This is a genomic window from Nocardioides lentus, assembly GCF_039529515.1.
Taxonomy (GTDB): Bacteria; Actinomycetota; Actinomycetes; order Propionibacteriales; family Nocardioidaceae; genus Nocardioides; species Nocardioides lentus.
In genome coordinates this window covers 1-21139 of sequence record NZ_BAAAMY010000014.1, presented here as the reverse complement: position 1 = coordinate 21139, position 21139 = coordinate 1, and the positions used below count along the sequence as shown (strand labels likewise).

16 protein-coding genes and 2 tRNA genes are annotated in these 21139 nt (G+C 75.3%); 12 read left to right on the top strand and 6 right to left on the bottom strand.

Annotation, left to right across the window (positions count from 1 at the left end; translation table 11 throughout):
• The first annotated feature begins 48 nt into the window (after nt 1-48).
• The 7 genes from ABD158_RS17455 (at nt 49) to ABD158_RS17425 (ending at nt 7596) form a co-directional block, all read left to right on the top strand.
• Entirely contained in the window at nt 49-1362 is a 1314-nt protein-coding gene (locus ABD158_RS17455; RefSeq protein WP_344008952.1) for a deoxyguanosinetriphosphate triphosphohydrolase, read from the top strand.
• Nucleotides 1359-2297, top strand: a complete 939-nt coding sequence (locus ABD158_RS17450; RefSeq protein ID WP_344008950.1) for a 2-hydroxyacid dehydrogenase — start codon at nt 1359-1361, stop codon at nt 2295-2297. The genes ABD158_RS17455 and ABD158_RS17450 overlap by 4 nt, the downstream gene beginning before the upstream one ends.
• 55 nt (nt 2298-2352) lie before the next feature.
• Nucleotides 2353-4257 (top strand): DNA primase, encoded by a 1905-nt coding sequence (gene dnaG / locus ABD158_RS17445; RefSeq protein ID WP_344008948.1) that lies wholly within the window; start codon nt 2353-2355, stop codon nt 4255-4257.
• A gap of 29 nt (nt 4258-4286) precedes the next feature.
• The gene (locus ABD158_RS17440; protein WP_344008946.1) at nt 4287-4769 is read left to right on the top strand and encodes a hypothetical protein; all 483 of its coding nucleotides are present in this window, start codon (nt 4287-4289) and stop codon (nt 4767-4769) included.
• 55 nt (nt 4770-4824) lie between these two features.
• A tRNA-Asn gene (locus ABD158_RS17435) sits at nt 4825-4897 on the top strand.
• A gap of 104 nt (nt 4898-5001) precedes the next feature.
• Nucleotides 5002-5763 (top strand): potassium channel family protein, encoded by a 762-nt coding sequence (locus ABD158_RS17430; RefSeq protein ID WP_344008944.1) that lies wholly within the window; start codon nt 5002-5004, stop codon nt 5761-5763.
• Nucleotides 5764-5853: 90 nt separating this feature from the next.
• Entirely contained in the window at nt 5854-7596 is a 1743-nt protein-coding gene (locus ABD158_RS17425; RefSeq protein WP_344008942.1) for a family 16 glycosylhydrolase, read from the top strand.
• Between the two features lie 201 nt (nt 7597-7797).
• Here ABD158_RS17425 and ABD158_RS17420 read toward each other — a convergent pair whose 3' ends face one another.
• Nucleotides 7798-8556, bottom strand: coding sequence for a PIG-L deacetylase family protein (locus ABD158_RS17420; protein ID WP_344008940.1), 759 nt, complete (start codon nt 8554-8556; stop codon nt 7798-7800).
• 54 nt (nt 8557-8610) lie between these two features.
• Entirely contained in the window at nt 8611-9561 is a 951-nt protein-coding gene (locus ABD158_RS17415) for a quinone oxidoreductase family protein (protein WP_344008938.1), read from the bottom strand.
• Between the two features lie 78 nt (nt 9562-9639).
• Here ABD158_RS17415 and ABD158_RS17410 point away from each other — a divergent pair.
• The 3 genes from ABD158_RS17410 (at nt 9640) to ABD158_RS17400 (ending at nt 10401) form a co-directional block, all read left to right on the top strand.
• A tRNA-Ile gene (locus ABD158_RS17410) sits at nt 9640-9713 on the top strand.
• 31 nt (nt 9714-9744) lie between these two features.
• The gene (locus ABD158_RS17405) at nt 9745-9993 is read left to right on the top strand and encodes a DUF3099 domain-containing protein (protein WP_344008936.1); all 249 of its coding nucleotides are present in this window, start codon (nt 9745-9747) and stop codon (nt 9991-9993) included.
• A gap of 36 nt (nt 9994-10029) precedes the next feature.
• Entirely contained in the window at nt 10030-10401 is a 372-nt protein-coding gene (locus ABD158_RS17400) for a hypothetical protein (protein ID WP_344008934.1), read from the top strand.
• Between the two features lie 39 nt (nt 10402-10440).
• Here ABD158_RS17400 and ABD158_RS17395 read toward each other — a convergent pair whose 3' ends face one another.
• From ABD158_RS17395 to ABD158_RS17380, 4 genes are all read right to left on the bottom strand, one after another.
• On the bottom strand, nt 10441-11820 hold the full coding sequence (locus tag ABD158_RS17395; RefSeq protein WP_344008932.1) for a S1C family serine protease: 1380 nt from the start codon (nt 11818-11820) through the stop codon (nt 10441-10443).
• Nucleotides 11821-11917: 97 nt separating this feature from the next.
• Nucleotides 11918-15304, bottom strand: a complete 3387-nt coding sequence (locus ABD158_RS17390; RefSeq protein WP_344008930.1) for a PAS domain-containing hybrid sensor histidine kinase/response regulator — start codon at nt 15302-15304, stop codon at nt 11918-11920.
• An 80-nt stretch (nt 15305-15384) separates the two neighbouring features.
• On the bottom strand, nt 15385-16848 hold the full coding sequence (locus ABD158_RS17385) for a serine/threonine-protein kinase (protein ID WP_344008928.1): 1464 nt from the start codon (nt 16846-16848) through the stop codon (nt 15385-15387).
• A gap of 155 nt (nt 16849-17003) precedes the next feature.
• The gene (locus tag ABD158_RS17380) at nt 17004-18365 is read right to left on the bottom strand and encodes an acyltransferase family protein (RefSeq protein ID WP_344008926.1); all 1362 of its coding nucleotides are present in this window, start codon (nt 18363-18365) and stop codon (nt 17004-17006) included.
• A 130-nt stretch (nt 18366-18495) separates the two neighbouring features.
• On the opposite strand from ABD158_RS17380, the gene tyrS reads away from it, so the two are divergent.
• Together tyrS and ABD158_RS17370 are read left to right on the top strand one after the other, a co-directional pair.
• The gene (tyrS, locus tag ABD158_RS17375) at nt 18496-19767 is read left to right on the top strand and encodes a tyrosine--tRNA ligase (RefSeq protein ID WP_344008924.1); all 1272 of its coding nucleotides are present in this window, start codon (nt 18496-18498) and stop codon (nt 19765-19767) included.
• A gap of 3 nt (nt 19768-19770) precedes the next feature.
• Nucleotides 19771-20868 (top strand): alpha-hydroxy-acid oxidizing protein, encoded by a 1098-nt coding sequence (locus tag ABD158_RS17370; RefSeq protein WP_344008923.1) that lies wholly within the window; start codon nt 19771-19773, stop codon nt 20866-20868.
• Nucleotides 20869-21139 lie beyond the last annotated feature (271 nt).

Genomic DNA, 21139 nt, shown 5'->3' with positions numbered 1-21139 from the left:
GTCCCACCCGCGGAGCGGGCGTCGGCGGGCACCCGTAGTGTCCGCCCGGTGCACGTCGAGGACCTCTACGACGACGCGGACCGCGCCCGCGTCGTGCCCGAGCCGCCGAAGCGGGTCGACGCCCCCGAGCGCACCGCCTTCGAGCGCGACCGTGCCCGCCTGGTGCACGCGGCCTCCTCGCGCCGTCTCGCGGCCAAGACCCAGGTGGTCGGTCCCGGCACCGACGACTTCGTCCGCAACCGCCTCACGCACTCCCTCGAGGTCGCCCAGGTCGCCCGCGACCTGGCGCGGGCCCTCGGCTGCCACCCCGACGTCGCCGAGTCCGCGGCCCTCGCCCACGACCTCGGGCACCCCCCGTTCGGCCACAACGGCGAGCGCCTCCTCGACGAGCTCGGTGGCGACGCCGGCGGCTTCGAGGGCAACGCGCAGACGCTGCGGCTGCTGACCCGCCTCGAGGCCAAGACCGTCGACGCCGCCGGGCGCTCGGTCGGGCTGAACCTGACGCGCGCCGTGCTCGACGCCTGCACCAAGTACCCCTGGGACCGCGGCGGGGCCCTCGAGGCCGGCGGCGCCCCGGTCGGGGTCCACGGCGACGGCTCGCCGCGGGTGGGGCTCAAGTTCGGCGTCTACGACGACGACCGCGAGGTCTTCGACTGGATGCGCCGGGGCGTGGCCGACACGGGCGCGGGGGCCCGACGGCTCAGCGTCGAGGCGCAGGTGATGGACCTCGCCGACGACGTGGCCTACTCCGTGCACGACGTCGAGGACGGCGTGGTGGCCGGGCGGGTGGACCTGGCGGTGGTGCTGGCCGACCCGTCGCCGGTGTTCGAGACGGTCCGCGCCTGGTACCTGCCGGAGGTCGAGGAGGACGCGCTGGCCGGCGCGCTGGCCGACCTGGGGCGGGTCGGCGGCTGGCCGCGCGCGCCGTACGACGGGTCGCGGGCCTCCCTGGCGTCGTTGAAGAACCTGACCAGCGACCTCATCGGACGCTTCTGCGGGGCGGTGCAGGGCGCGACGCGGGCGGCGGCGGACGGCGACGTGCTCGTGCGCCACGGCGGCGACCTCGTGGTGCCCGCCGCCACCCGCACCGAGATCGCCGTGCTCAAGGGCATCGCCGCCCACTACGTGATGCGGGCCGACGACCGAGTGGCCCTGATGGCCCGTCAGCGCGAGCTGCTCGCCGAGCTCGTGGAGGTGCTCGTCGCCGGCGCGCCCGGGTCGCTCGACCGTCCGTTCGCCGACGACTGGCGCGAGGCCGGGGACGACGGTGCCCGCCTGCGGGTCGTGCTGGACCAGGTCGCCTCCCTCACCGACGCCAGCGCCGTCAGCCGCCACCGCCGCCTCGTAGGGTGCTCCGCGTGAGCGACGCGAGCGAGAAGGCCCCCCTGGTCTGGCTGCCCTACCCGGTCGAGACGCTGGGGGAGGTGCCCGCCGGCCTGCGCTACGAGGAGGTCGACCCCGAGACGGTCGACGACCTGCCGGCCTCGAAGGACGAGGTGCGCTTCCTGGTGCCGACCTACATCGGCGGGGGCCGTCGCGCCGGCCTCCTGCTGGAGCACCTGCCCGCCCTGGAGGTGGTGCAGACGCAGACCGCCGGCGTCGACGACATCCGCGGCTTCGTGCCCGAGGGTGTGACCCTGTGCAACGGCCGCGGCATCCACGACGCCTCGACCGCCGAGCTCGCCGTCACGCTCACGCTGTCGTCGCTGCGGGGCATCCCGGTCTTCGTGCGCGACCAGGACCGCGGCCACTGGGAGCAGCGGTGGCGGCCCGCGCTGGCCGATCGTCGGGTCCTGATCCTCGGCTACGGCGCCATCGGCGAGGCCATCGAGGCCCGCCTGACGCCGTTCGAGGTGGAGGTGGTGCGGGTGGCCCGGAGCGCCCGCGAGGGCGTCCACGCCTTCTCGGAGCTGCCGGGGCTCCTGGGCGACGTCGACGTGGTGATCGTCGTGGTGCCGCTGACCGGGCAGACCCGGGGGCTGGTCGACGCGGGCTTCCTGGCGCGCATGAAGGACGACGCGCTGCTGGTCAACGTGGCCCGGGGGCCCGTCGTCGACACCGACGCGCTCCTCGCCGAGCTGCGCGCGGAGCGGCTCCACGCCGCCCTCGACGTGACCGACCCCGAGCCGCTGCCCACCGACCACCCGCTGTGGTCCGCGCCGAACGTGCTGGTCACCCCCCACGTGGGCGGCACCTCCAGCGCCATGGAGCCACGGGCGCACGCCGTCGTCCGGGCGCAGCTGGAGCGGTACGCCGCGGGGGAGCCGCTGCACAACGTCATGTCCGGCGAGTACTGAGCCGGGCTGGGGACGGTCGGCCCGGCGCCGCCCCGGACGCCCGTAGAGTGACGACGTGGTGGGGCGGATCAGGGACGAGGACATCGCGGAGGTCCGCGAGAAGGCCCGCATCGACGAGGTCGTCTCCTCCTACGTCACGCTCCGCAACGCCGGGGGCGGCTCGCAGAAGGGGCTGTGCCCCTTCCACGACGAGAAGTCGCCGTCGTTCCACGTCAACCCCTCGCGCGGCTTCTACCACTGCTTCGGCTGCCAGGCCGGCGGTGACGCGATCGCGTTCCTCCAGCAGATCGACGGGCTCGGGTTCGTCGAGGCGGTGGAGCGGCTCGCCGAGACGTTCGGCGTGCAGCTGCGCCGCGAGGAGGACGACGGGCGGCCCCAGGCTCCCCGCGGTCCGCAGCGTGGTCGGCTCGTCGAGGCCAACAAGGTGGCCGAGGCCTTCTACCGCGAGCAGCTGACGACCCCGGACGCGGTGGAGGGCCGACGGTTCCTCGACGGCCGCGGCTTCGACCAGTCGGCGGCCGACCGCTTCGGCGTCGGGTTCGCGCCCCGCGACGGCGAGGCGCTGCTGCGCCACCTGCGCGGGCGGGGCTTCACCGAGGAGGAGGTCGTCGCGGCCGGGCTGGTCGCGGTCGGTCGTTCGGCGTACGACCGCTTCCGCGGTCGCCTGCTGTGGCCGATCCGCGACGCCGGCGGCGACGTCATCGGGTTCGGTGCGCGACGGCTCTTCGACGACGACCGGATCGACGCGAAGTACCTCAACACCCCCGAGACCAGCCTCTACAAGAAGAGCCGCGTCCTCTACGGGCTGGACCTGGCCCGCAAGGACATCGGCCTGAGCTCGCAGGCGGTGATCGTCGAGGGCTACACCGACGTCATGGCCTGCCACGTGGCGGGCGTGCCGACCGCGGTCGCGACCTGCGGCACGGCGTTCGGCGACGACCACGCCAAGGTGCTGCGCCGCTTCATGCACGACCACGAGGAGTTCCGCGGCGAGGTGGTGTTCACCTTCGACGGCGACTCGGCGGGCCAGAAGGCGGCGATGCGGGCCTTCGCGGGCGACCAGAACTTCGTCTCGCAGACCTACGTCGCGGTGCAGCCCGACGGGCTCGACCCCTGTGACCTGCGGCTGAAGGAGGGCGACGGCGCCGTGCGCGAGCTCGTGGCCTCCCGCACCCCGCTGTACCGGTTCGTGCTGTCCAACATCGTCGCGCGCTACGACCTGGACCGCGCCGACAGCCGCGTCGACGCGCTGCGCGAGGCCGCCGGGCTGGTCACCAGCGTCCGCGACCGCTCCAAGGTCGACGCCTTCATCCGCGAGCTGGCGCAGATGGTCGGCGTCGACCCGGAGGAGGCCCGCCAGGAGGTACGCCGGGCGGCCGCCCGCGGCCCGAAGGAGCCGTCGGGGTCCACCCGTCGGGACGCGCCCGCCGCGCCCGCCGAGCCGACCGCCGGGGCGCCCGAGCGTCGCCCCGCCCTGCCCGACCTCCGCGACCCGCGCTTCACGATGGAGCGGGAGACGCTGAAGCTGGTGGTGCAGGTCCCCGGGGTGCTCGGCCGGCTCGTGGACGACCTCGACGGCGAGGACTTCACCCACCCCACCTACCGCGGGGTGTGGGACGCGGTCGTGGCCTCCGGGGGCCCCCGCGCGGGCAGCGGCGACGCCTCGTGGGCCTCCCGCGTCGCCGAGGCGGCCACCGACCCCGCCGCGCGGGCCGCCGTCAGCGCCCTGGGGGTCGAGCCGGTGCCGAGCGCGACGGCCCCGGACGCGGCGTACGCCAACGCGCACGTGGTGCGCCTGCAGGAGCTGACGGTGCTGCGCCGGATCGCTCAGCTCAAGTCGCGCCTGCAGCGCACCAACCCCGTCGAGCAGCAGACGGAGTACAACCGGATGTTCGGCGAGCTCGTCGCGCTCGAGCAGCAGCGCCGGACCCTGCGCGACCGGCTGGTGAACGAGTCGTGAGGTGGACCCGGGGTCGCGAGGAGCGGCCCGTGGTCGCCACGGCGGCGGGGGAGCGGCTGCTCGCCTGGGGCCGGACCCCCGACGGCGAGGTCGTCGCGGGCACGCGCGACGCGCTGCACCTGCCCGGGGACGTCCGGATCGGCTGGGAGCGGGTCGAGACCGCCGACTGGGACGAGGAGTCCGACACGCTCCACGTCGTCGAGGTCGGCGGGCTCGAGGGACCGGGCCGCGAGCACCGGGTGGTGCTGGGACCCGCGACGGTGCTCCTCGCGCTGGTCCGCGAGCGGGTGACCGCGACCGTCGTGCTGCAGCGCCACGTCGCCGTGCGCGGCCGCGCGGGCGTGTTCGTGATCGCCCGTCGTGCCCCCTCCGGGGACCGCGAGGTGCAGTGGGTCCACCGCTTCGACGCGGGTGTCGACCCGGCCGACCCCGAGGTGCGACGGCTGGCGACGGAGGCCCTGGCCTCCGCCCGTGCCGAGCTCGGTCTCGGTGCGGGCCGATCCGATTGGTGAGGCGCTCGGGACGGTTGCTATCGTGATCGCCGCCGCGGGGTGATCCGCGGAGCGGTCCCCTGTAGCTCAATTGGCAGAGCATTCGGCTGTTAACCGGAGGGTTGCTGGTTCGAGTCCAGCCGGGGGAGCAGAGGCACACCGGTCGACGACGTCGGCCCCGCAGGGCCCCGACCGACCGGTCGGGGCCCTGCGTGCTGCGGGGGGTGTGCGGGGCCGGTCATAGGGTGCAGGCGTGGTCGTCGAGCGCACCGCCTGGGAACGGCGGACCGAGTGGCCCCTGGTGGCCGCCGCCTTCGCCTTCCTCGCGGCCTACGCCTGGCCGATCCTCGACCCGGACCTCGGGGGGAGCGCCCGCGCCGCCGCGAGCGCCGTGACGTGGTCCGTCTGGATCGTCTTCGGGGTCGACTACCTCGTGCGGCTCGCCCAGGCGGGCGACCGCCGTCGGTGGTTCGCCCGGCACCTGCCGGACCTCGCGATGCTCGTGCTGCCGCTCCTGCGGCCCCTGCAGCTGCTGCGGCTGGTCACCCTGGTCCAGGTGCTGAACCGCTCGGCGGCCGGTCGGTTCCGGGGCCGGGTGGCGCTCTACGTCGCCTGCGGGGCCGCGCTGCTGGCGCTCGTGGCCGCCCTGGCGGTGCTCGACGCCGAGCGCGGCGCTCCCGGGGCCCTGATCACGACGTACGGCGACGCCGTGTGGTGGGCCTGCACGACGATGTCGACCGTCGGCTACGGCGACCTCTACCCGGTGACCACGGCCGGACGGGTGGTGGGCGTGCTGCTGATGGTCGGCGGCATCGCGCTGCTCGGCACGGTCACGGCGACGTTGGCGTCGTGGCTGGTCGAGCGGGTGCGTGACGAGACCGACGAGACCGACGAGGAGCTCGGCCGGCTCCGTGACGAGGTCGCCCGGCTGACCGCTGCTCTCGAGCGTCCCGGCGAGGTGGCCGGCGCGGACGGTGAACCGTCGATCGTGCCAGGTCAGGGCCCCGGCCGCTGAGAATCCGGGAAACCCAGCGGGAGCGCCACGGGCACCTCAAGATTTCCTCAAGCCCGACCTCGCGGGCCCTTGAGCCGGAGAAGTCGCCCCATGTCCGTTCCCCCCAGCACCCGCACCGTCCTCGGTCCGCGTCGTCGTCTGCGACGGCTGGCCACCGCCCTCACCCTGACCGCCGTCGCGATCTCCGGCACGGCCGTCGTGGCCACGACGAGCACGGCGTCCACCGCGGCTGCGGGGAGCGCCGGCTCCGGGGCCGGGTGGGACCTCGTCGACACCGAGGACTTCTCGCGTCTCGACCGTGACCGCTGGCACGTCTACGACGGCCGCACGATGGCCGGCAACGACACCGCCCGGCCCTGGCGGGTGCGCGTGCACGGTGGGGCGCTCCGCCTGACGAGCGGCCGCGACGGGGCCGCCCGCTGGTCCACCGGCACCGTCGGCGGCTGGTCCTGGGCCGCCGCCAACCGGAGCTCCGGACGGATCGACATGCGCGTCATGACGGGGCGCGGCTCCGGGGTCGCCTCGAACCTGATGATGTGGCCCGACGCGCAGGTCGGCCCGCCGGCCCTCGAGCTGTACGCCAGCCCGCCCACCTGGGCCGCGCGCAAGCGGGCGCAGCAGGCGACGCACTTCGTGGACGCCGAGGGCGTCAACCGCACCCGTGCCACCACCCGCCGCGCGAACTTCACCACCTGGCGCACCGTCAGCGTCCGCTGGTCGGCCGAGTCGGTCACCTACCTCGTCGACGGTGTCGTGACCCGCGTCGACACCGCCCCGGAGCTCCTGCCGAAGGGCCGCCTGTGGCCGCTGCTGCGCAGCAGCGTGCACCGCGACGCCCGCGGCCGGCTGCCGCGGGGGGCCGCCGGTCCGACCACGAGCGTCGACTGGATCAGGGTCTACGAGTGGAACCCGGGTGAGGACACCCCGATCGAGCCGGAGGGCCCCACGACGCCTCCCACGACGCCTCCCACGACGCCTCCCACGACGCCTCCCACGACGCCTCCGACCGCGGAGCCGACGCCGGAGACCCCGACCACGCCCCCGACCACGCCCCCGACCACGGAGCCGACTCCGGAGACCCCGACGACGCCTCCGACGACGCCCCCGACGACGCCCCCGACGACCCCGCCCACGCCGGAGCCCGACCCGGAGCCCGGGTGGCAGAGCGTCGGTCGCGACGACTTCGACGGCACCAGGCTCGACACCAGCAGGTGGACGACGTTCTCCGGCACCCCCGGGTGCTGCCGCGACACCGTGTGGGCGGGCGACCAGGTCGAGGTCAGCAACGGTGAGCTCGTGCTCCACAACCGCCTCACGCCGAACGGCTGGCGCAGCGGCGGGGTCGGCGGCTGGAAGTGGAAGGCGACCGTGCAGCAGTACGGGCGCATCGACGCCCGCATGCGGTTCGACAAGGGCCGGGGCTTCAGCGCCGCGGCCCTCACCTGGCCGGCCGACAACACGTGGCCGCCGGAGCTCGACTTCTACGAGATCTACGAGACCCGCGGCGAGCGCGACATGATGGCGCAGAGCACGCACTACAAGAAGCCGAGCTCGTCCACGGGCCGCGGCGTCGACCAGAAGTTCAACTCCGGCTACGACTTCAGCAAGTGGCACACGATCAGCGTCCGCTGGTCGGCCGACGAGCTGACCTACTGGATCGACGGCAAGAAGACGCACACGGTGACCGACCGCGCGATGATCCCGCACACCGCGATGTGGATCGGCTTCCAGACCCACACCCACCAGATCGCCGGCGCGTGGCCGACGATGCCGTCCGGTCAGGACACCGTCGCCTTCCGCGTCGACTGGGTCGAGGTCTTCACCAAGAAGTGAGCTCGGGGGGTGGAGAAGGGCCCTCGGTCTGCGTCGTCCGCGGGGGGGACGACGCGGACCGGGGGCACGCTCCGTCTCCCCGCCGTCCGGCGCTGGAGGCACGACGGCTCCGGTGGTCGAGGCTCGACGAGCGCCGGTGTGCCGTGCTGAGCCTGTCGGCGTGAGGAGTCCCGCGACACCGGGACCCGGAGGCGGGCGGGGTCACTCGCCCCAGCCGGTGGGCCAGACCTCGAAGGCCGCGCCGTACGTCGTGCCCAGCCTGGCACCGGTCGGACGGGAGGTGCCCTCGAGGAACTCGTGGGCGTCGAAGTCCGCCCACCCGAGCCCCTCGATGTAGGCACGGTGCGCCTCGAGCGAGGCGACGCCGCGCGCGAAGGTCGCCGTCGTGTCCACCGCGTGGGTGGCCGCCGGGGACCCGAACAGCCAGACCTCGCGCACCCCGTCCCACCGCTCGAGGCCGTCGACCAGCTGCTCGCGGAAGACCCAGCGGTTGCCGGCGTCGGGCACCGCGTCCAACACTGCGCGGCCCACGGCGACGTGGTCGGCCTGGTTGCGGCTCCGGCCACCCCAGGTCTCGCGGTGGTTGCCGGTGATGACGACGTCGGGTCGGTGTCGGCGGATCACCTCGGCCAGGCGGCGGCGCAGGTCCACGCCGTACTCCACCACCCCGTCCGGCAGGCCGAGGAACTCGACGACGTCGACCCCCACCAGCCGGGCGGACTCGACCTGCTCGGCCTCCCGCACGCGGCGGCACTCCTCGGGCTCGAGCCCGTCGATCCCGGCCTCGCCGGAGGTCACCATGCCGTAGACCACCCGCTTGCCCTGCTCGGTCCATCGGGCCACCGCGGCGGCGGCGCCGAACTCCATGTCGTCGGGGTGGGCGACCAGGCACAGCGCGGAGTCCCAGTCCTCGCGGAGCGGCTCCAGGGGGGTCGGACGGTCGGAGGCGTCGGTGCTCATGGGTCGAGGGTGCCGAGGATCCGTCCGTGGTGCCAGGGGCCCGACCGCTGTCCGTCAGAACCTCAGCACGAGACGACCCCGCACACCGCCGGCCTCCAGCCGGCGGTGCGCCTCGGGGGCCTGCTCCGCCGGGAGCTCGTCGGCCACCCGCAGCGTGACCACGCGGTCCTCGGCCTGGCGGCGCAGCCGGTCGAGGGCGCTGCGCTCGCGGGCGTAGTCGACGATCCAGACCGGGTGGAAGCGCAGGCCGCGGGTGCGGGCGTCCGCGTCCCCGGTCCCGTCCCAGCCGCGGATCGTCGCGACCTGGCCGCCGTCGCGGACCGCGGGGGTCGCGGCCTCGCCGAGCAGCGCGCCGTCGGCCAGCGCGTCGACACCGTCCGGCACCACCTCACGCACCCGGGCGGCGAAGCCGTCGCCCCGCGGCAGGACCGTCTCCGCGCCGAGGCCGCGCACCAGCTCGACGTCCGCGTCGGAGGCGTCCGCGACCACCCGCAGCCCGTCGGCGCGCGCGAGCTGCACGACGTACCCGCCGAACGCTCCGGCCGCGCCGGTCACGGCGATCGTGTCGCCGGGCTCGAGCGCCAGCCGGTCCAGCGCGAGCCGCGCCGTCAGACCGTTCATGGGCAGCGTGCTCGCCTCCGCGTACGACGCGCCGGCGGGCGCGGCGGCGACGGAGTCGGCCGGCAGGACCACCTTCTCGGCGTAGGCGCCGTGCGAGCCCTTGGGCACGACGACGGCCATCACGTCCTGACCGACCTCGACGTGCTCGACGCCCTCGCCGACCTCGTCGACGACCCCGGCGGCGTCCATCCCCGGCACGTACGGCGGTGGGTCGACCCGCTGCTGCTCCGCCCGGTCCCCGTTGCGCACGAAGGTGTCGGTCGGGCTCACCGCCGCGGCCCGCACGGCGACCCGCACCTCGCCGGGCCCCGCGTGGGGCTCCTCCACCTCGACGACCTCGAGGGCCTCGGGCCCTCCGTACCGGTTCACTCCGATGACTCGCATGAAGCGTCAACCATCCGGACCGCGACTCGTGTTCCGTCGCGGCCGGATAGGGTCGGCGCGCCCGGCTGCGGCCGGTCGGGGGCGTTAGCTCAGTCGGTCAGAGCAAGCGACTCATAATCGCTCGGTCGTCGGTTCAAGCCCGACACGCCCCACCCGCTCCCAGCCCGACGTAGGTTCTCCCGCGTGCACCCGACCACCCGCCGACGCGTCTACCTGACGCTGATGCTCACCTGCGTGGCGCTGATCCTGCTCGCCTGGAACGTGGTCCGGCTCTGGTCCGTGCCCGTCGCCGTCGGGATGAGCGTCGTCGCCGCGGTCCTGCCGCCGGTCGCGGCCTTCGTCGCCAACGCGGGCGTGACCCGGGAGCGCGGCGGCCCCGGGCTCGAGCGGCGCAGCTGGGACCGCCGGCCCCCGCCCGACCCGGACCGCTGAGTCCCCGCCCGTGACCCCGGCTGGTACGACTGGGACATGAGCCACCGACTGAGCCGTGTCATGTCCGTCCTGACCGCCGGGTACGCCGGGTACGCCCTCGCCCGACCCCGCCACCTCGGCGCCGCCCTCGACGCAGGGCCGCTCGAGCAGTCCGGCTGGGACAACGTGGCCCGTGTCTTCGGGGTGCGCGACCTGGTCGTCAGCACGGTCGCCCTCACGGGCCGCGAGCCCGAGACCGTCGAGGCCGCCATGAGGGTCCGGATCGGGCTCGACGTGGCCGACGGCCTGCTCCTCGCCTGGCAGGCCGACGACCCGTCGGTGCGGTCGAAGGTGCTCGGCGTGACCCTCGGCTGGGCCTCGCTGAACCTCCTGGCGCTCCGCGTCGACCGCCGCCGCGCCGGCCGCTGAGCGGCCGCCGCGACGGCGGCGGTCAGGACGCCCCGACGATCACGACCCGGTGGTCGTGGCGTCGCTGCCGAGCGTGACGTCGGTCGTCGCCTGCTCGTCGTCGCGCAGGTAGGTGAGCGTCACCGTCGTCTCGGGCCGCTCGCCGCGGACGGTGGCCACGAGGCTCTCGGCCCCGGTGATCGCCGTGTCGTCCAGCGCGGTGACCACGTCCCCCTGCTGCAGGCCGGCCTCCTCGGCGGGCGAGCCGGGCTCGACCGACTGCACCTGGGCGCCGCTGACGAGGCCGTCGCTGCTGGTGGCGTCCCCGACCCCCACGCCGATCTGGGCGTGCGTGGGGGTCTCCCCGGCCCGGAGCTGCTCGACGATCGGCCACACCTTGCTCATCGGGATCGCGAACCCCAGCCCGATCGACCCGCCCTCACCGGAGCTGCCGCCGGACCGGATCGAGGAGTTGATGCCCACGACCTCGCCCGCGAGGTTGACCAGCGGGCCGCCCGAGTTGCCCGGGTTGATGGCGGCGTCGGTCTGGATCGCGGGGTAGGTCGTCTCGTCGACCCCCTCGCCGCCGCCGACCGACACCGGACGGTCGAGCGCGGAGACGATCCCGTCGGTGACTGTGGCCTCGAGACCGAACGGGGAGCCGATCGCGACCACGTCCTGGCCCACGTCGACCACGTCGTCGGTCGCGATCGTCGCCGGCGTGAGGTCGGACACGCCCTCGGCGCGGATCACCGCGAGGTCCGTGACCGGGTCGGTGCCGACGACCTCCGCCGGGGCCGCCGTGCCGTCGTCGAAGGCCACGGTGAGGCGGGCGCCCTCGCCGACGCCGCTCACGACGTGGTCGTTGGTGAGGATCTCGCCGTCGGAGCTCAGGATCACCCCGGACCCGCTCGCGGCGCCCTGGGCGGTGGTGACGTCGATCTTCACCACCGACGGCAGCACCTCCGCGGCCACGGCCTCGGTGGTCCCCTCGGTCGCGTCCTCGTCGGTCCCCGACGTCACGGTCGCCCGCGTCGGCGAGGAGGTGACGGTGTCGGTGCCCGACCACGCGCCCGTGCTGGCACCGACCACGGCGGCCCCGCCGGCGCCGGCCAGGCCACCGGCGACGAGCGCCGCGGCCACGAGCCCGGCGACCAGCGGCCGACGGCGTGACGGCCGCGGTGCCGCCGCGGAGGGACCCCACGGCGGGGTCTGGCCGTACGGCGGGCGCGGACCGCCCGGGCCCCAGCCGGGCGGCGTACCTCCGGCGGACGGCCCGGCGGACGGCCCGGCGGACGGCCCGGCGGACGGCCCGGCGGACGGCCCGGCGGACGGAGCCGCGAAGGGCGCCGCACCCGAGCCGGGCGGGGTCGGGGCGGGGCTGCCGGGGTGCCGGTAGGGGTCGACCGGCCGGTCGGCCGGGGTGCGCTCGTCGGTCATGGCTCCACCGTCGCGCGGCGATCTGAGAGGACGGTGAGACCGACCTGGGAGCGCGGCAAGAATCGCGGCCGGGGTCCGTGCCCGACCGGCGTCGACCTCAGGAGCCGTGCGAGGCCCGGTAGGCGAGCACGGCGTCCCGGCCCACCTCGAGGGCCGCCGCGAGATCGCGGACGACCTCGACGGCGCCGCCGAGGTCGCCTCGCTCGCCGGCGAGCTCGAGCTCCAGGGCGATCTCCGCGACCCGCGGCACCCCGAGGTTGAGGGCACTGCCGCGCAGCCGGTGCGCGACGGCGCTGAGGGCGGCCGGGTCGCCCGCCTCGACGGCCGCGGCGACCGCCTCGTGCAGCGCGGGGGTGCGGGCCACGAAGTTGCCCACCACCCGGTCGACGTAGGTGGTGTTGCCCGGGTCGAGGTCGCGCAGCATGTCGAGCCGCTCGAGGTCGAGGTGCACGGCGAGCTCCGCCGGCACCGGTGGACCGGCTGCCCCCCCGTCGGCGCTCGGCCCGGACGACGCCGCGACACCGCCCCCGCCCTCGTCCGCGGTCACGTCCGCGTTCCCGTGGACCAGCCGGGCCGGGTCGCCGTCCGCCCGGGTCCGGGTGGTCCGGTCGGTCGCCGAGGGGGACAGCCGGTCGGCGAGGACCGTGGCGAGGCGGGCGGGGGAGACCGGCTTGGTGAGGTAGTCGTCCATGCCGGCCGCGAGGCACCGCTCGCGCTCGCCGGTGACGGCGGCGGCGGTCATCGCCACGATCGGCAGCCGCGGGACCCCCCGGGCCTGCTCGCGCTCACGGATCGCGCGGGAGGTCGCGTAGCCGTCCAGCCGGGGCATCTGCACGTCCATGAGCACCAGGTCGAAGTCGGCGTCGGCCGCGTCGAGCCGGGCCAGGGCGTCCACGCCGTCGCCCACGGACTCCGACGCGTAGCCCAGCGCCGAGAGCAGCCCCTCCGCGACCATCTGGTTGATGGGCGTGTCCTCCACGACCAGCACCCGGCCGCGGTCCGCGCCGGCGGGGGCGCCGTCCGCCCCACCGGGATCGCTGGTCGTCGCGGCCGGCGGCCGGTGCGGGCCCCCGACGGGTTCCGGCGCCGCCTGCTCCCCGCGCGCCGCCGCGGCCACGACCTCGCGCAGGCGGGCGGCGGGGACGGGCCGCTCGAGGCACTGCACGCCGGGCTCGGGGGCGGTGCGACGCCCGGGCCCGTCGAGCACGACGAGGGGGGCGACGGCGCGGAGCGCGGCGAGGGCCGACTCCTCGGCGACGCGGTCGGCGGGCTCGGCGTCGCCGCGTCCCAGCAGGGCGACGTCGGGTGCCCCGTGGGCGCGGAGCTGCGCCGCGACGCCGTCGGGAGCGATCCCGACGACCTCGAGGCCCCAGTGCGCGAGGGTCTCGACGTCGGCCTGTCGGCGACCCGGGCACGACTCGACCACGAGGGCGGACCGCCCGGCGAGCCCCGGGGCGGGCTCCGGGTCGGGGCCCTCGGCCGCGGCGAGCGGCACGCGGAAGCGGAAGGTGCTCCCGACCCCGGGCTCGCTGGCGACCCTGACCACCCCGCCGAGCGCGTTGACGATCTCGCGGACGATGGCGAGGCCCAGCCCGGTGCCGCCGTACTCGCGGGTCGTCGACGCGTCCGCCTGGATGAAAGGCTCGAAGATGCCCTGGAGCCGCTCGGGGGCGATCCCGACCCCGGTGTCGGTCACCGCGACGTCCAGCACGTACGCCGCCTCCGTGGACCCTGCCTCGTCCGCCGGCCGTGCGTCGTCCGACGGACGGTCGAGCGAGCCGGGGGCGCCGAGCCCCGCGTGGACGAGGACCTCGCCGCCGGGCTCGGTGAACTTCACCGCGTTCGAGACCAGGTTGGCGAGCACCTGCGTGAGCCGGGCGCGGTCGCCCCGGGCCCGGGAGGGCACCTCCCGGGCGCAGTGCACGACGAGCCGGACGCCGCGGGCGCCGGCGGCCTGCGCGGTCATCGCGGCCACGTCGTCGAGCACCTGGCGGGGGTCGAGGTCGAGCGCCTCGATCTCGAGCAGGCCCGCCTCGATCTTGGAGAAGTCGAGGATGTCGTCGACGATCGCCAGCAGCGCGCGGCCCGAGGCCGCGACGCCCGTGGTCAGGCGGTGCTGGTGGGCGTCGAGGTCGGTGGCCCGCAGCAGGTCGTTGAGCCCGATCACCCCGTTGAGCGGGGTCCGGATCTCGTGGCTCATCGTCGCGAGGAACTCCGACTTCTGCCGTGAGGCCTCCATCGCGGTGTCCCGCGCGGCCGCCAGCTCGCGGGCCCCCGCCTCGCGCTGGGCCACCGTCGACAGCTGCAGGACGACCTGCTCGAGCATGCTCGTGATGATCGCGTGGCGGTACAGGGGCGGCTCGGAGGAGATCGCGATCACGGCGACCGGCTCGTCGCCGAGCATGACGGGCGAGGCCAGGGTGAGCTGCTCCTCGTCGTCCCAGGTGCTCACCCCCGCGTCGTAGGCCCGCCGGGCGGTGCGCAGCTCGCGCGCCGTCAGCGCGGGGTCGGGCTCGCCGAGCTCCGGGCGGCCGATCGCCGGGCCCGGCTCGAGGTCCCCGCTGCCGTCCTCGGCCGGCCAGAACGCCCGGGCGTGGGTCCAGTCGTCGTGCTCGACGACCAGCTCGCCGGTCGCGAGCAGGGCGTCGACCAGGGTCGGCGACTGGTTCGCCGCGACCGCGACCCGCTGCATGAGGGCGTTCTGGTGGGCGAGGTCGCGGAGCGCGTCCTCCTCGAGGTGGGTCTGGGTGACGTCCTGCAGGGTCCCGGCGAGGCCGCGCACCACCCCCTCCCCGTCGCGGTCGGGGACCGCGCGCACCCGGAGCCACACGGGCCCGTCGGCGCCGGTGGTCGCGACCTCGAAGTCCGAGGACTCGGCCTCCCCCTCCAGCAGGGGGGCGTTGAGCGTCCGCAGGCGCTCCCGCTCGGGCTCGTCGAAGAGCTCGAGCGCCTGCTCCAGGCGCATCGGGAAGACGGCCGGGTCGTGGTCGAAGAGGTGGCGCAGCGCGGGGGAGACGGTCAGGGAGTCGGCCACGGCGTCCCAGGCCCAGCTGCCGAGCCGGGCGATGCGCTGGGCCGCGAGGAGCTCCCCGCGGCTGCGGGCGAGGTCGTCGAGGGCGCGGCGGCGCTCGTCGTGCTCGGAGAGGCTCAGCAGCAGCCCGCCCGGTGCGCCGTCGTCGTCGGCGAGCTGCGCCTCGGTGACGAGGAACCAGGCCGCGGAGCCGTCGGCGCGGACGAACCGGCACTCGACCGGCACCCGGGAGACCCCCTCCTCGGCGAGCCGGGCCCGCCGCAGGTGCCACTGCGTGCGGCCCGCGTCGTCGAGGAAGTCGGCGTGGTCACGACCGACGAGCTCGTCGCGGGGCACGCCGAGCAGCTGCGCCAGCCGGGGGTTGGCGAAGACGGTGCGACCGTCGTCGTCCAGCACCCACAGGCCCTCGGCCGACTGCTCCACGAGCGTCCGGTAGAGCTCGGACGAACCCACGTCTCCTCCTGTACGACGCCCCCCGACGCTGCGAGGACGACAATAGGGCCCGCCCCGTGCGCGCCGTGCGGGAACCGTGCTCAGGACTCGCCGGAGATGAGGTACTGCCCACCCTCGTAGGCCAGCTGCAGCGTCACCTGGTCGGTGTCCTCGCGACCGTCGGCCAGGACGTAGTCCACGGTGTAGGAGACGGTGAGGGCGTCGGGGTCGGCCGAGACGTCGCGCGGCGTCGCCGACGTGTAGTTGGACCAGAAGCCGCTGTACTGCCCGAACCCGCCACTGGCCTGCTGGAAGGCCGGGGTGAGCTGCTGCCAGCTCGACGACGGGTCCGCCACGACGGTGCCGAGGTAGTTGTCGACGAAGGTCGCCATCTCCTCCGCGTCCGGCTCCTGGGACGGCGAGGGCGACGGCGTGGGCGACGTCGGCCCCGGGTCGGAGGGGGAGGGCGCCGCGCTCGTCGGGGTCTCCGAGGGCGCGGTCGCGTCCTGGTCGCCGTCGTCCCCGCCGAGCACCACGAACCCCAGGCCGAGGAGCACCACGAGCAGGATCGCGACCCCCACCAGCAGCGCGGGGAGGGTCCGCGAGCGGTCGTCGGGCCGGTTGCGTCCGCCGCCCGGCGGCGGCGAGGCCGGCGGCCGTTCCTCCTGGCGACGGGCCGCCGACTCCAGGAACGTCGGGGGGACGGCGGCGAGGGTCTGCGTGGGCGGGGCGGTCCGGTCGGTGGTGGCCGCGGGCCGGTCGCGGACGGGGGCGGCGGAACCTCGCAGGAAGTCGCGCACCTCGGTCATCGACCACCGCTGCGAGGGGTCGAGGGCCATCGTGTGCTCGAGCAGGGGCGCGAGGCGGTCGCCCGGCCCGAGACGCGGCGGCTCGGAGTTGACGATGCGGTAGAGCGTGCCGAGCACGTTGTCGTCCACGGCGTACGGCGTGCGCCCGGTGAGGGTGTGGAACAGCGTCGCGCCGAGCGACCACACGTCGCTGGCGGCGGTCGCGGACTGGCCCGACGCGACCTCGGGAGCCAGGTAGGCCGGCGAGCCGGTGACCATGCCGGTCCGGGTCAGCGAGGCGTCCTCGAGGCCCCGCGCGATGCCGAAGTCGGTGATCTTCAGGGTGTCGTCGGGGGTGACGAGCATGTTCGACGGCTTCACGTCGCGGTGGACGATCCCGGCGTGGTGGGCCGCGGCGAGCGCGTCGGCGGCCTGCGCGAGGAGGTGGGCGGCGCGGTCGGGCGCGACGGCGCCCTGCGTGTCGAGGATGGTCGACAGGGCGGTCCCGTCGACGTACTCCATCACCAGCCACTGCCGCTCGTCGTCCTCGACGAGGTCGTAGACCGAGACGATGTGCGGGTGGTTGATCATCGCCGCGAGGCGCGCCTCGCGCTCGGCGCGCACGAGGTCGGAGGAGTCGTCGACGCCGCCGGTGGGCGCGAACCCGATCCGCTTGATGGCCACCGGTCGGTGGAGCAGCTCGTCCTCGCCCCGCCAGACGGCTCCCATGCCTCCGCGCCCCACCTCGCGGTCGAGCGTGTAACGGCCGGAGATCACCTGCTCACGTCTCCCTGGTCTCTCGGTGGTCCCTGCCACGGGGCGGTCCGGGCCACCGGCGCCGGGGCGCACCGCACCACGGCGCTGACGCGCCCGGGCCGATCGTAGGTCCACGGCGCAACCGGCAGCCACCTCGTCGGCCGGGGCCCCGGCGCTCAGGCCGGGTGCCCCCGCCGCGGCGCCCGGGCGATCCCGCCGAGCAGCAGGACCGCGACCGGCAGCAGCGGCAGCCACCAGTTCACCACCGTGCCGCCCGCGACGGCGGCGACGATCCCGACGTCGGCGAGCACGCCCAGCGAGGCGCACAGCCCGACGACCGCGAGGACGGGGCGCAGGGGAGCGGGGGCGGGCCGCGGGTCGGCCCCGGGCTGCTCGAAGGTGCCCATCACGGCCACCACGGCCAGCGTGACCGCCGTCAGGACGAGGAGCCACAGCGGGCGGGAGGTCCACCACCCGGGGCTCAGGGTCTCGCGGTGCAGTCCGACGCCGCCGAGCAGCAGCGAGCCGGCGAGCACGAGCCCCATGGCGGTGAAGTGCCACAGGTAGAGGGTCATGATCCGGGCGTTGACGACGATGACCGCGGTCCACGCGGCCCGGTGCGCGACCAGCGCCCGCAGGAGGGGCTCGGCGAGCAGGACGACGCCCGCCTGGAGCAGGCCGAGGGCGAAGAGCGTCACCCGGGTCGGGTAGGCGTTGTTCACGCCGTGCTCGGTCACCCCCACCATCGAGACCGCGTAGGGGCCCCACACCACCAGCGCGACCAGGACGACGGCACCGAGGGCGGCCAGGCCGCCCCGCCGGGCGCGGGAGTCGAGCGCGCCGTCGAGCCACGCGTAGCCGAGCTGGTGGACGCCGGCCCACACGAAGACGTAGTTGAGGAACCCGACCGCCGGCAGGTCCCCGGCGATGCTCACGAGGTCGGTGAGCGCGGCGGCCCCGAGGGCGGCGCCCACCGAGAGCCAGCGCAGGCGCTCCCAGGCCGCGAGGGTCACGGGCACCAGGGCGACCACCACCACGTACGCCGCGAGGAACCACGTCGGCACGAGCGCCGCCGCGGTGGTCGTCCGCAGGAACCCGTCGCCGAGCCCGACCGCGGAGGCCAGCGGCGCGAACGCCGCCCAGAACAGCATCAGCGGCACGACCGGGAGGGTCAGCCGGCGCAGCCGGGCGCGCAGCCACCCGCCGTACGTCTCGCCGCGGGAGCGGGCGGAGCGCCAGGACAGGGCGTTCGCGTAGCCGCCCACGAGGAAGAAGACCGGCATCACCTGCAGCACCCACGTCAGGGGGTGCAGCCAGGCGGCCATCTCCAGCACGTCGTCACGCACGAGCTGGCCGTCCTCGACGCGCATGCCGGCCATCAGCCAGTGGCCGGTGACCACCACGAGGATGGACGCGGCGCGCAGCAGGTCGACGACGCGGTTGCGGTCCGCGGGGGTGGCGTCGGCCATGGCGGCGGCGGTGGCGAGCAGGCCGGTACGGCGGCGGGTCCCGGGACGCGGGAGGGCTGTCGTGGTCATGACCACGAGCCTCGCCGCGGCGCGCGGCCGGCGCCTGAGCACGCGTACCCAGCTCGGACGCGGCGGGTACTCGTCCCGGCGGTGGGGCAGACTCGGGGCGTCAGCCCGACCCCGACCCCGAAGGACCGACGTGACGACCCCCAGCCTCCTCGACGACCTCGAGTGGCGCGGCCTGATCGCGCACTCGACGGACCGCGACGCCCTGCGGGCGGCGCTGGACGGCGGGGGAAGCGTGCGGTTCTACGTGGGCTTCGACCCGACCGCGCCGAGCCTGCACATGGGCCACCTGGTCCAGGTGCTCACCGCGCGCCGGCTCCAGCAGGCCGGCCACACGCCCTACGCGCTGGTCGGGGGAGCGACCGGCATGATCGGCGACCCGCGCGACAGCGGGGAGCGCACCCTCAACCCGGCGGAGACCGTCGCGGAGTGGGTGGGCCGGGTGCGCGCGCAGATCGAGCCGTTCCTGTCCTTCGAGGGCGACAACGCCGCGACGATGGTCAACAACCTCGACTGGACCGAGGGCCTGTCGACGATCGACTTCCTGCGCGACGTCGGCAAGCACTTCCCGGTCAACCGGATGCTCGCGCGCGACACGGTCAAGCGACGGCTCGAGGCCGGTGGCATCAGCTACACGGAGTTCAGCTACGTCCTGCTGCAGTCGTGGGACTTCCTCAGCCTGCACCGCCGTCACGGCGTGACGCTGCAGTTCGGCGGCTCCGACCAGTGGGGCAACCTCACCGGCGGTGCGGAGCTGGTCCGCCGCGCGGACGGCGCGACGGTGCACGCCTTCGCGACGCCCCTGCTGACCAAGGCCGACGGCACGAAGTACGGCAAGACGGAGGGCGGAGCGCTCTGGCTCGACCCGCGGATGCTCTCGCCGTACGCCTTCTACCAGTTCTGGCTCAACGTCGAGGACGAGAAGCTGCCCGAGCTGCTGCGGGTCTTCACCTTCCTGTCCCGCGAGGAGATCGAGGCCCTCGACGCGGAGACCGCCGAGCGCCCCTTCCGGCGCGCGGGGCAGAAGGCGCTCGCCGAGCACGTCACCACCCTGGTGCACGGCGCGGAGGAGACGGCGCGGATCCAGGCGGCCTCGGCCGCCCTGTTCGGAGGCGGCGAGCTCCAGGCCCTCGACCCGGGCACGCTCGGCGCCGCCCTGACGGAGGTCGGTGCGACGTCGGTGCCCGGCGGGCCGATCCCCCCGGTGGTCGACCTGCTCGTCGCCAGCGGGCTCTCGCGCAGCAAGGGCGAGGCGCGGCGCACGGTCGGGGAGGGCGGGGCCTACCTCAACAACACCAGGGTCGAGGACCCCGAGCTGGTCCCGACCCCCGCCGACCTGCTGGGCGGCCGGTGGCTGGTGCTGCGGCGCGGCAAGAAGAACCTGGCCGCCGTCGAGGTCGGCTGAGCCGTGTCCGACGCGGCGGGGCAGGACACGGGGCGGGGCGCACCGAGCACCCCCGGTCCCGCCGTGCCCCCGGGCGTGCACCCCGCCGTCGGGGAGTACGTCGAGCAGGGGGCCGGCGCGGGCGTCAGCCTCGCGGAGGCGACCCGGGCGTGGCACGACTGGCGGGTGGTGCCGCGCCTGTTCCGCGACACGACGCACGTCGACCTGGGCGTCGACCTCCTCGGGTCCCGGTACGGCGTCGGCGTCGGCGCCGCGCCGACCACCCTGCAGCGCGAGATCCACCCCGACGGCGAGCTCGCCGTCGCGCGGGCGCTCGCGGCGGCCGGGGCGCCGATGGTGGTGTCCAGCAACGCGGCCACGACCTTCGCGGAGATCGGCGCCACCGGTGTGGGGTGGTGGCTGCAGGCCTACGTGCCCCAGGACCGGGGCCTGGCGCGGGGCCTGCTCGGGCGCGCGGTGGCGGCCGGGGCCCGCGCGGTCGTGCTGACCGTCGACACCCCGGTGGTGAGCACCCGTCGTGCCGGACCGTCCGGCTCGGTGTGGGACGCGGTGGACCCGGCGTCCGTCCGGGTCAACTTCGACCGCGGCTACCTGGAGGCGCGAGGCTCCGAGAAGGCCACCGACCTCGGCCCCGCGGACGTCGCCTGGCTGGGCGAGACCACCGGGCTGCCCGTGGTGGTCAAGGGCGTCCTCGACGCGGACGGGGCGCGGGCCGCCGTCGACGCCGGCGCGGCCGCGGTCTGGGTGTCCACCCACGGTGGACGTCAGCTCGACCGGGTGCCCGCCACCGCCCACGTGCTCGGGGAGGTCGCGTCGGCCGTCGGCCACGACGCCGAGGTGTACGTCGACGGGGGACTGCGCGACGGGGTCGACCTGCTGCTGGCGTGGGCCCTCGGCGCGCGGTGCGCGTTCCTCGGGCGCCCCGTCTCGCGAGCGCTCGCGGACGGCGAGGAGGGGGTCGCGAGCTGGCTGCGCGGCCTGACGACGGCGGCGGTGGAGGCGGTCCGGCTGGCCGGCTGCACGGGGGTCGAGGACTGCCGTGGGCTGCGTCTGGAGCGGGCCGTGGGCGGCTGTGGCGGGGGTCACGCCCGATCGATTTGACCCTGGCCGCGGACCTGCCTAATGTTCTATCTCGTTGCCCCGAACGACGGGGAGCAAGGCCGATCCGGCCGGGCTCCCGGGAACGGGCAGCCGGCTTCACTCCGAAGGTCCGACGCTGAGGTTTTGACCTCACCACCGAGATCAGGTCAGAGTGGAGCACACGATGCGGCCTCGTCGGCCGCGTCACCTCAGGGTGGCGTTCGACGTGGGTGTGTTGCTTGAGAACTCAACAGTGTGTCTTTATGTCGATGGAATTAGTTTGTATGCCTTC

Bases quoted from the DNA above. Each gene is read 5' to 3' on its own strand.
- ABD158_RS17425 (WP_344008942.1), top strand. From the start codon at position 5,854: ATGTCCGTTCCCCCCAGCACCCGCACCGTCCTCGGTCCGCGTCGTCGT.
- ABD158_RS17420 (WP_344008940.1), bottom strand. From the start codon at position 8,556: ATGAGCACCGACGCCTCCGACCGTCCGACCCCCCTGGAGCCGCTCCGC.
- ABD158_RS17415 (WP_344008938.1), bottom strand. From the start codon at position 9,561: ATGCGAGTCATCGGAGTGAACCGGTACGGAGGGCCCGAGGCCCTCGAG.
- ABD158_RS17400 (WP_344008934.1), top strand. From the start codon at position 10,030: ATGAGCCACCGACTGAGCCGTGTCATGTCCGTCCTGACCGCCGGGTAC.
- ABD158_RS17395 (WP_344008932.1), bottom strand. From the start codon at position 11,820: ATGACCGACGAGCGCACCCCGGCCGACCGGCCGGTCGACCCCTACCGG.
- ABD158_RS17380 (WP_344008926.1), bottom strand. From the start codon at position 18,365: ATGACCACGACAGCCCTCCCGCGTCCCGGGACCCGCCGCCGTACCGGC.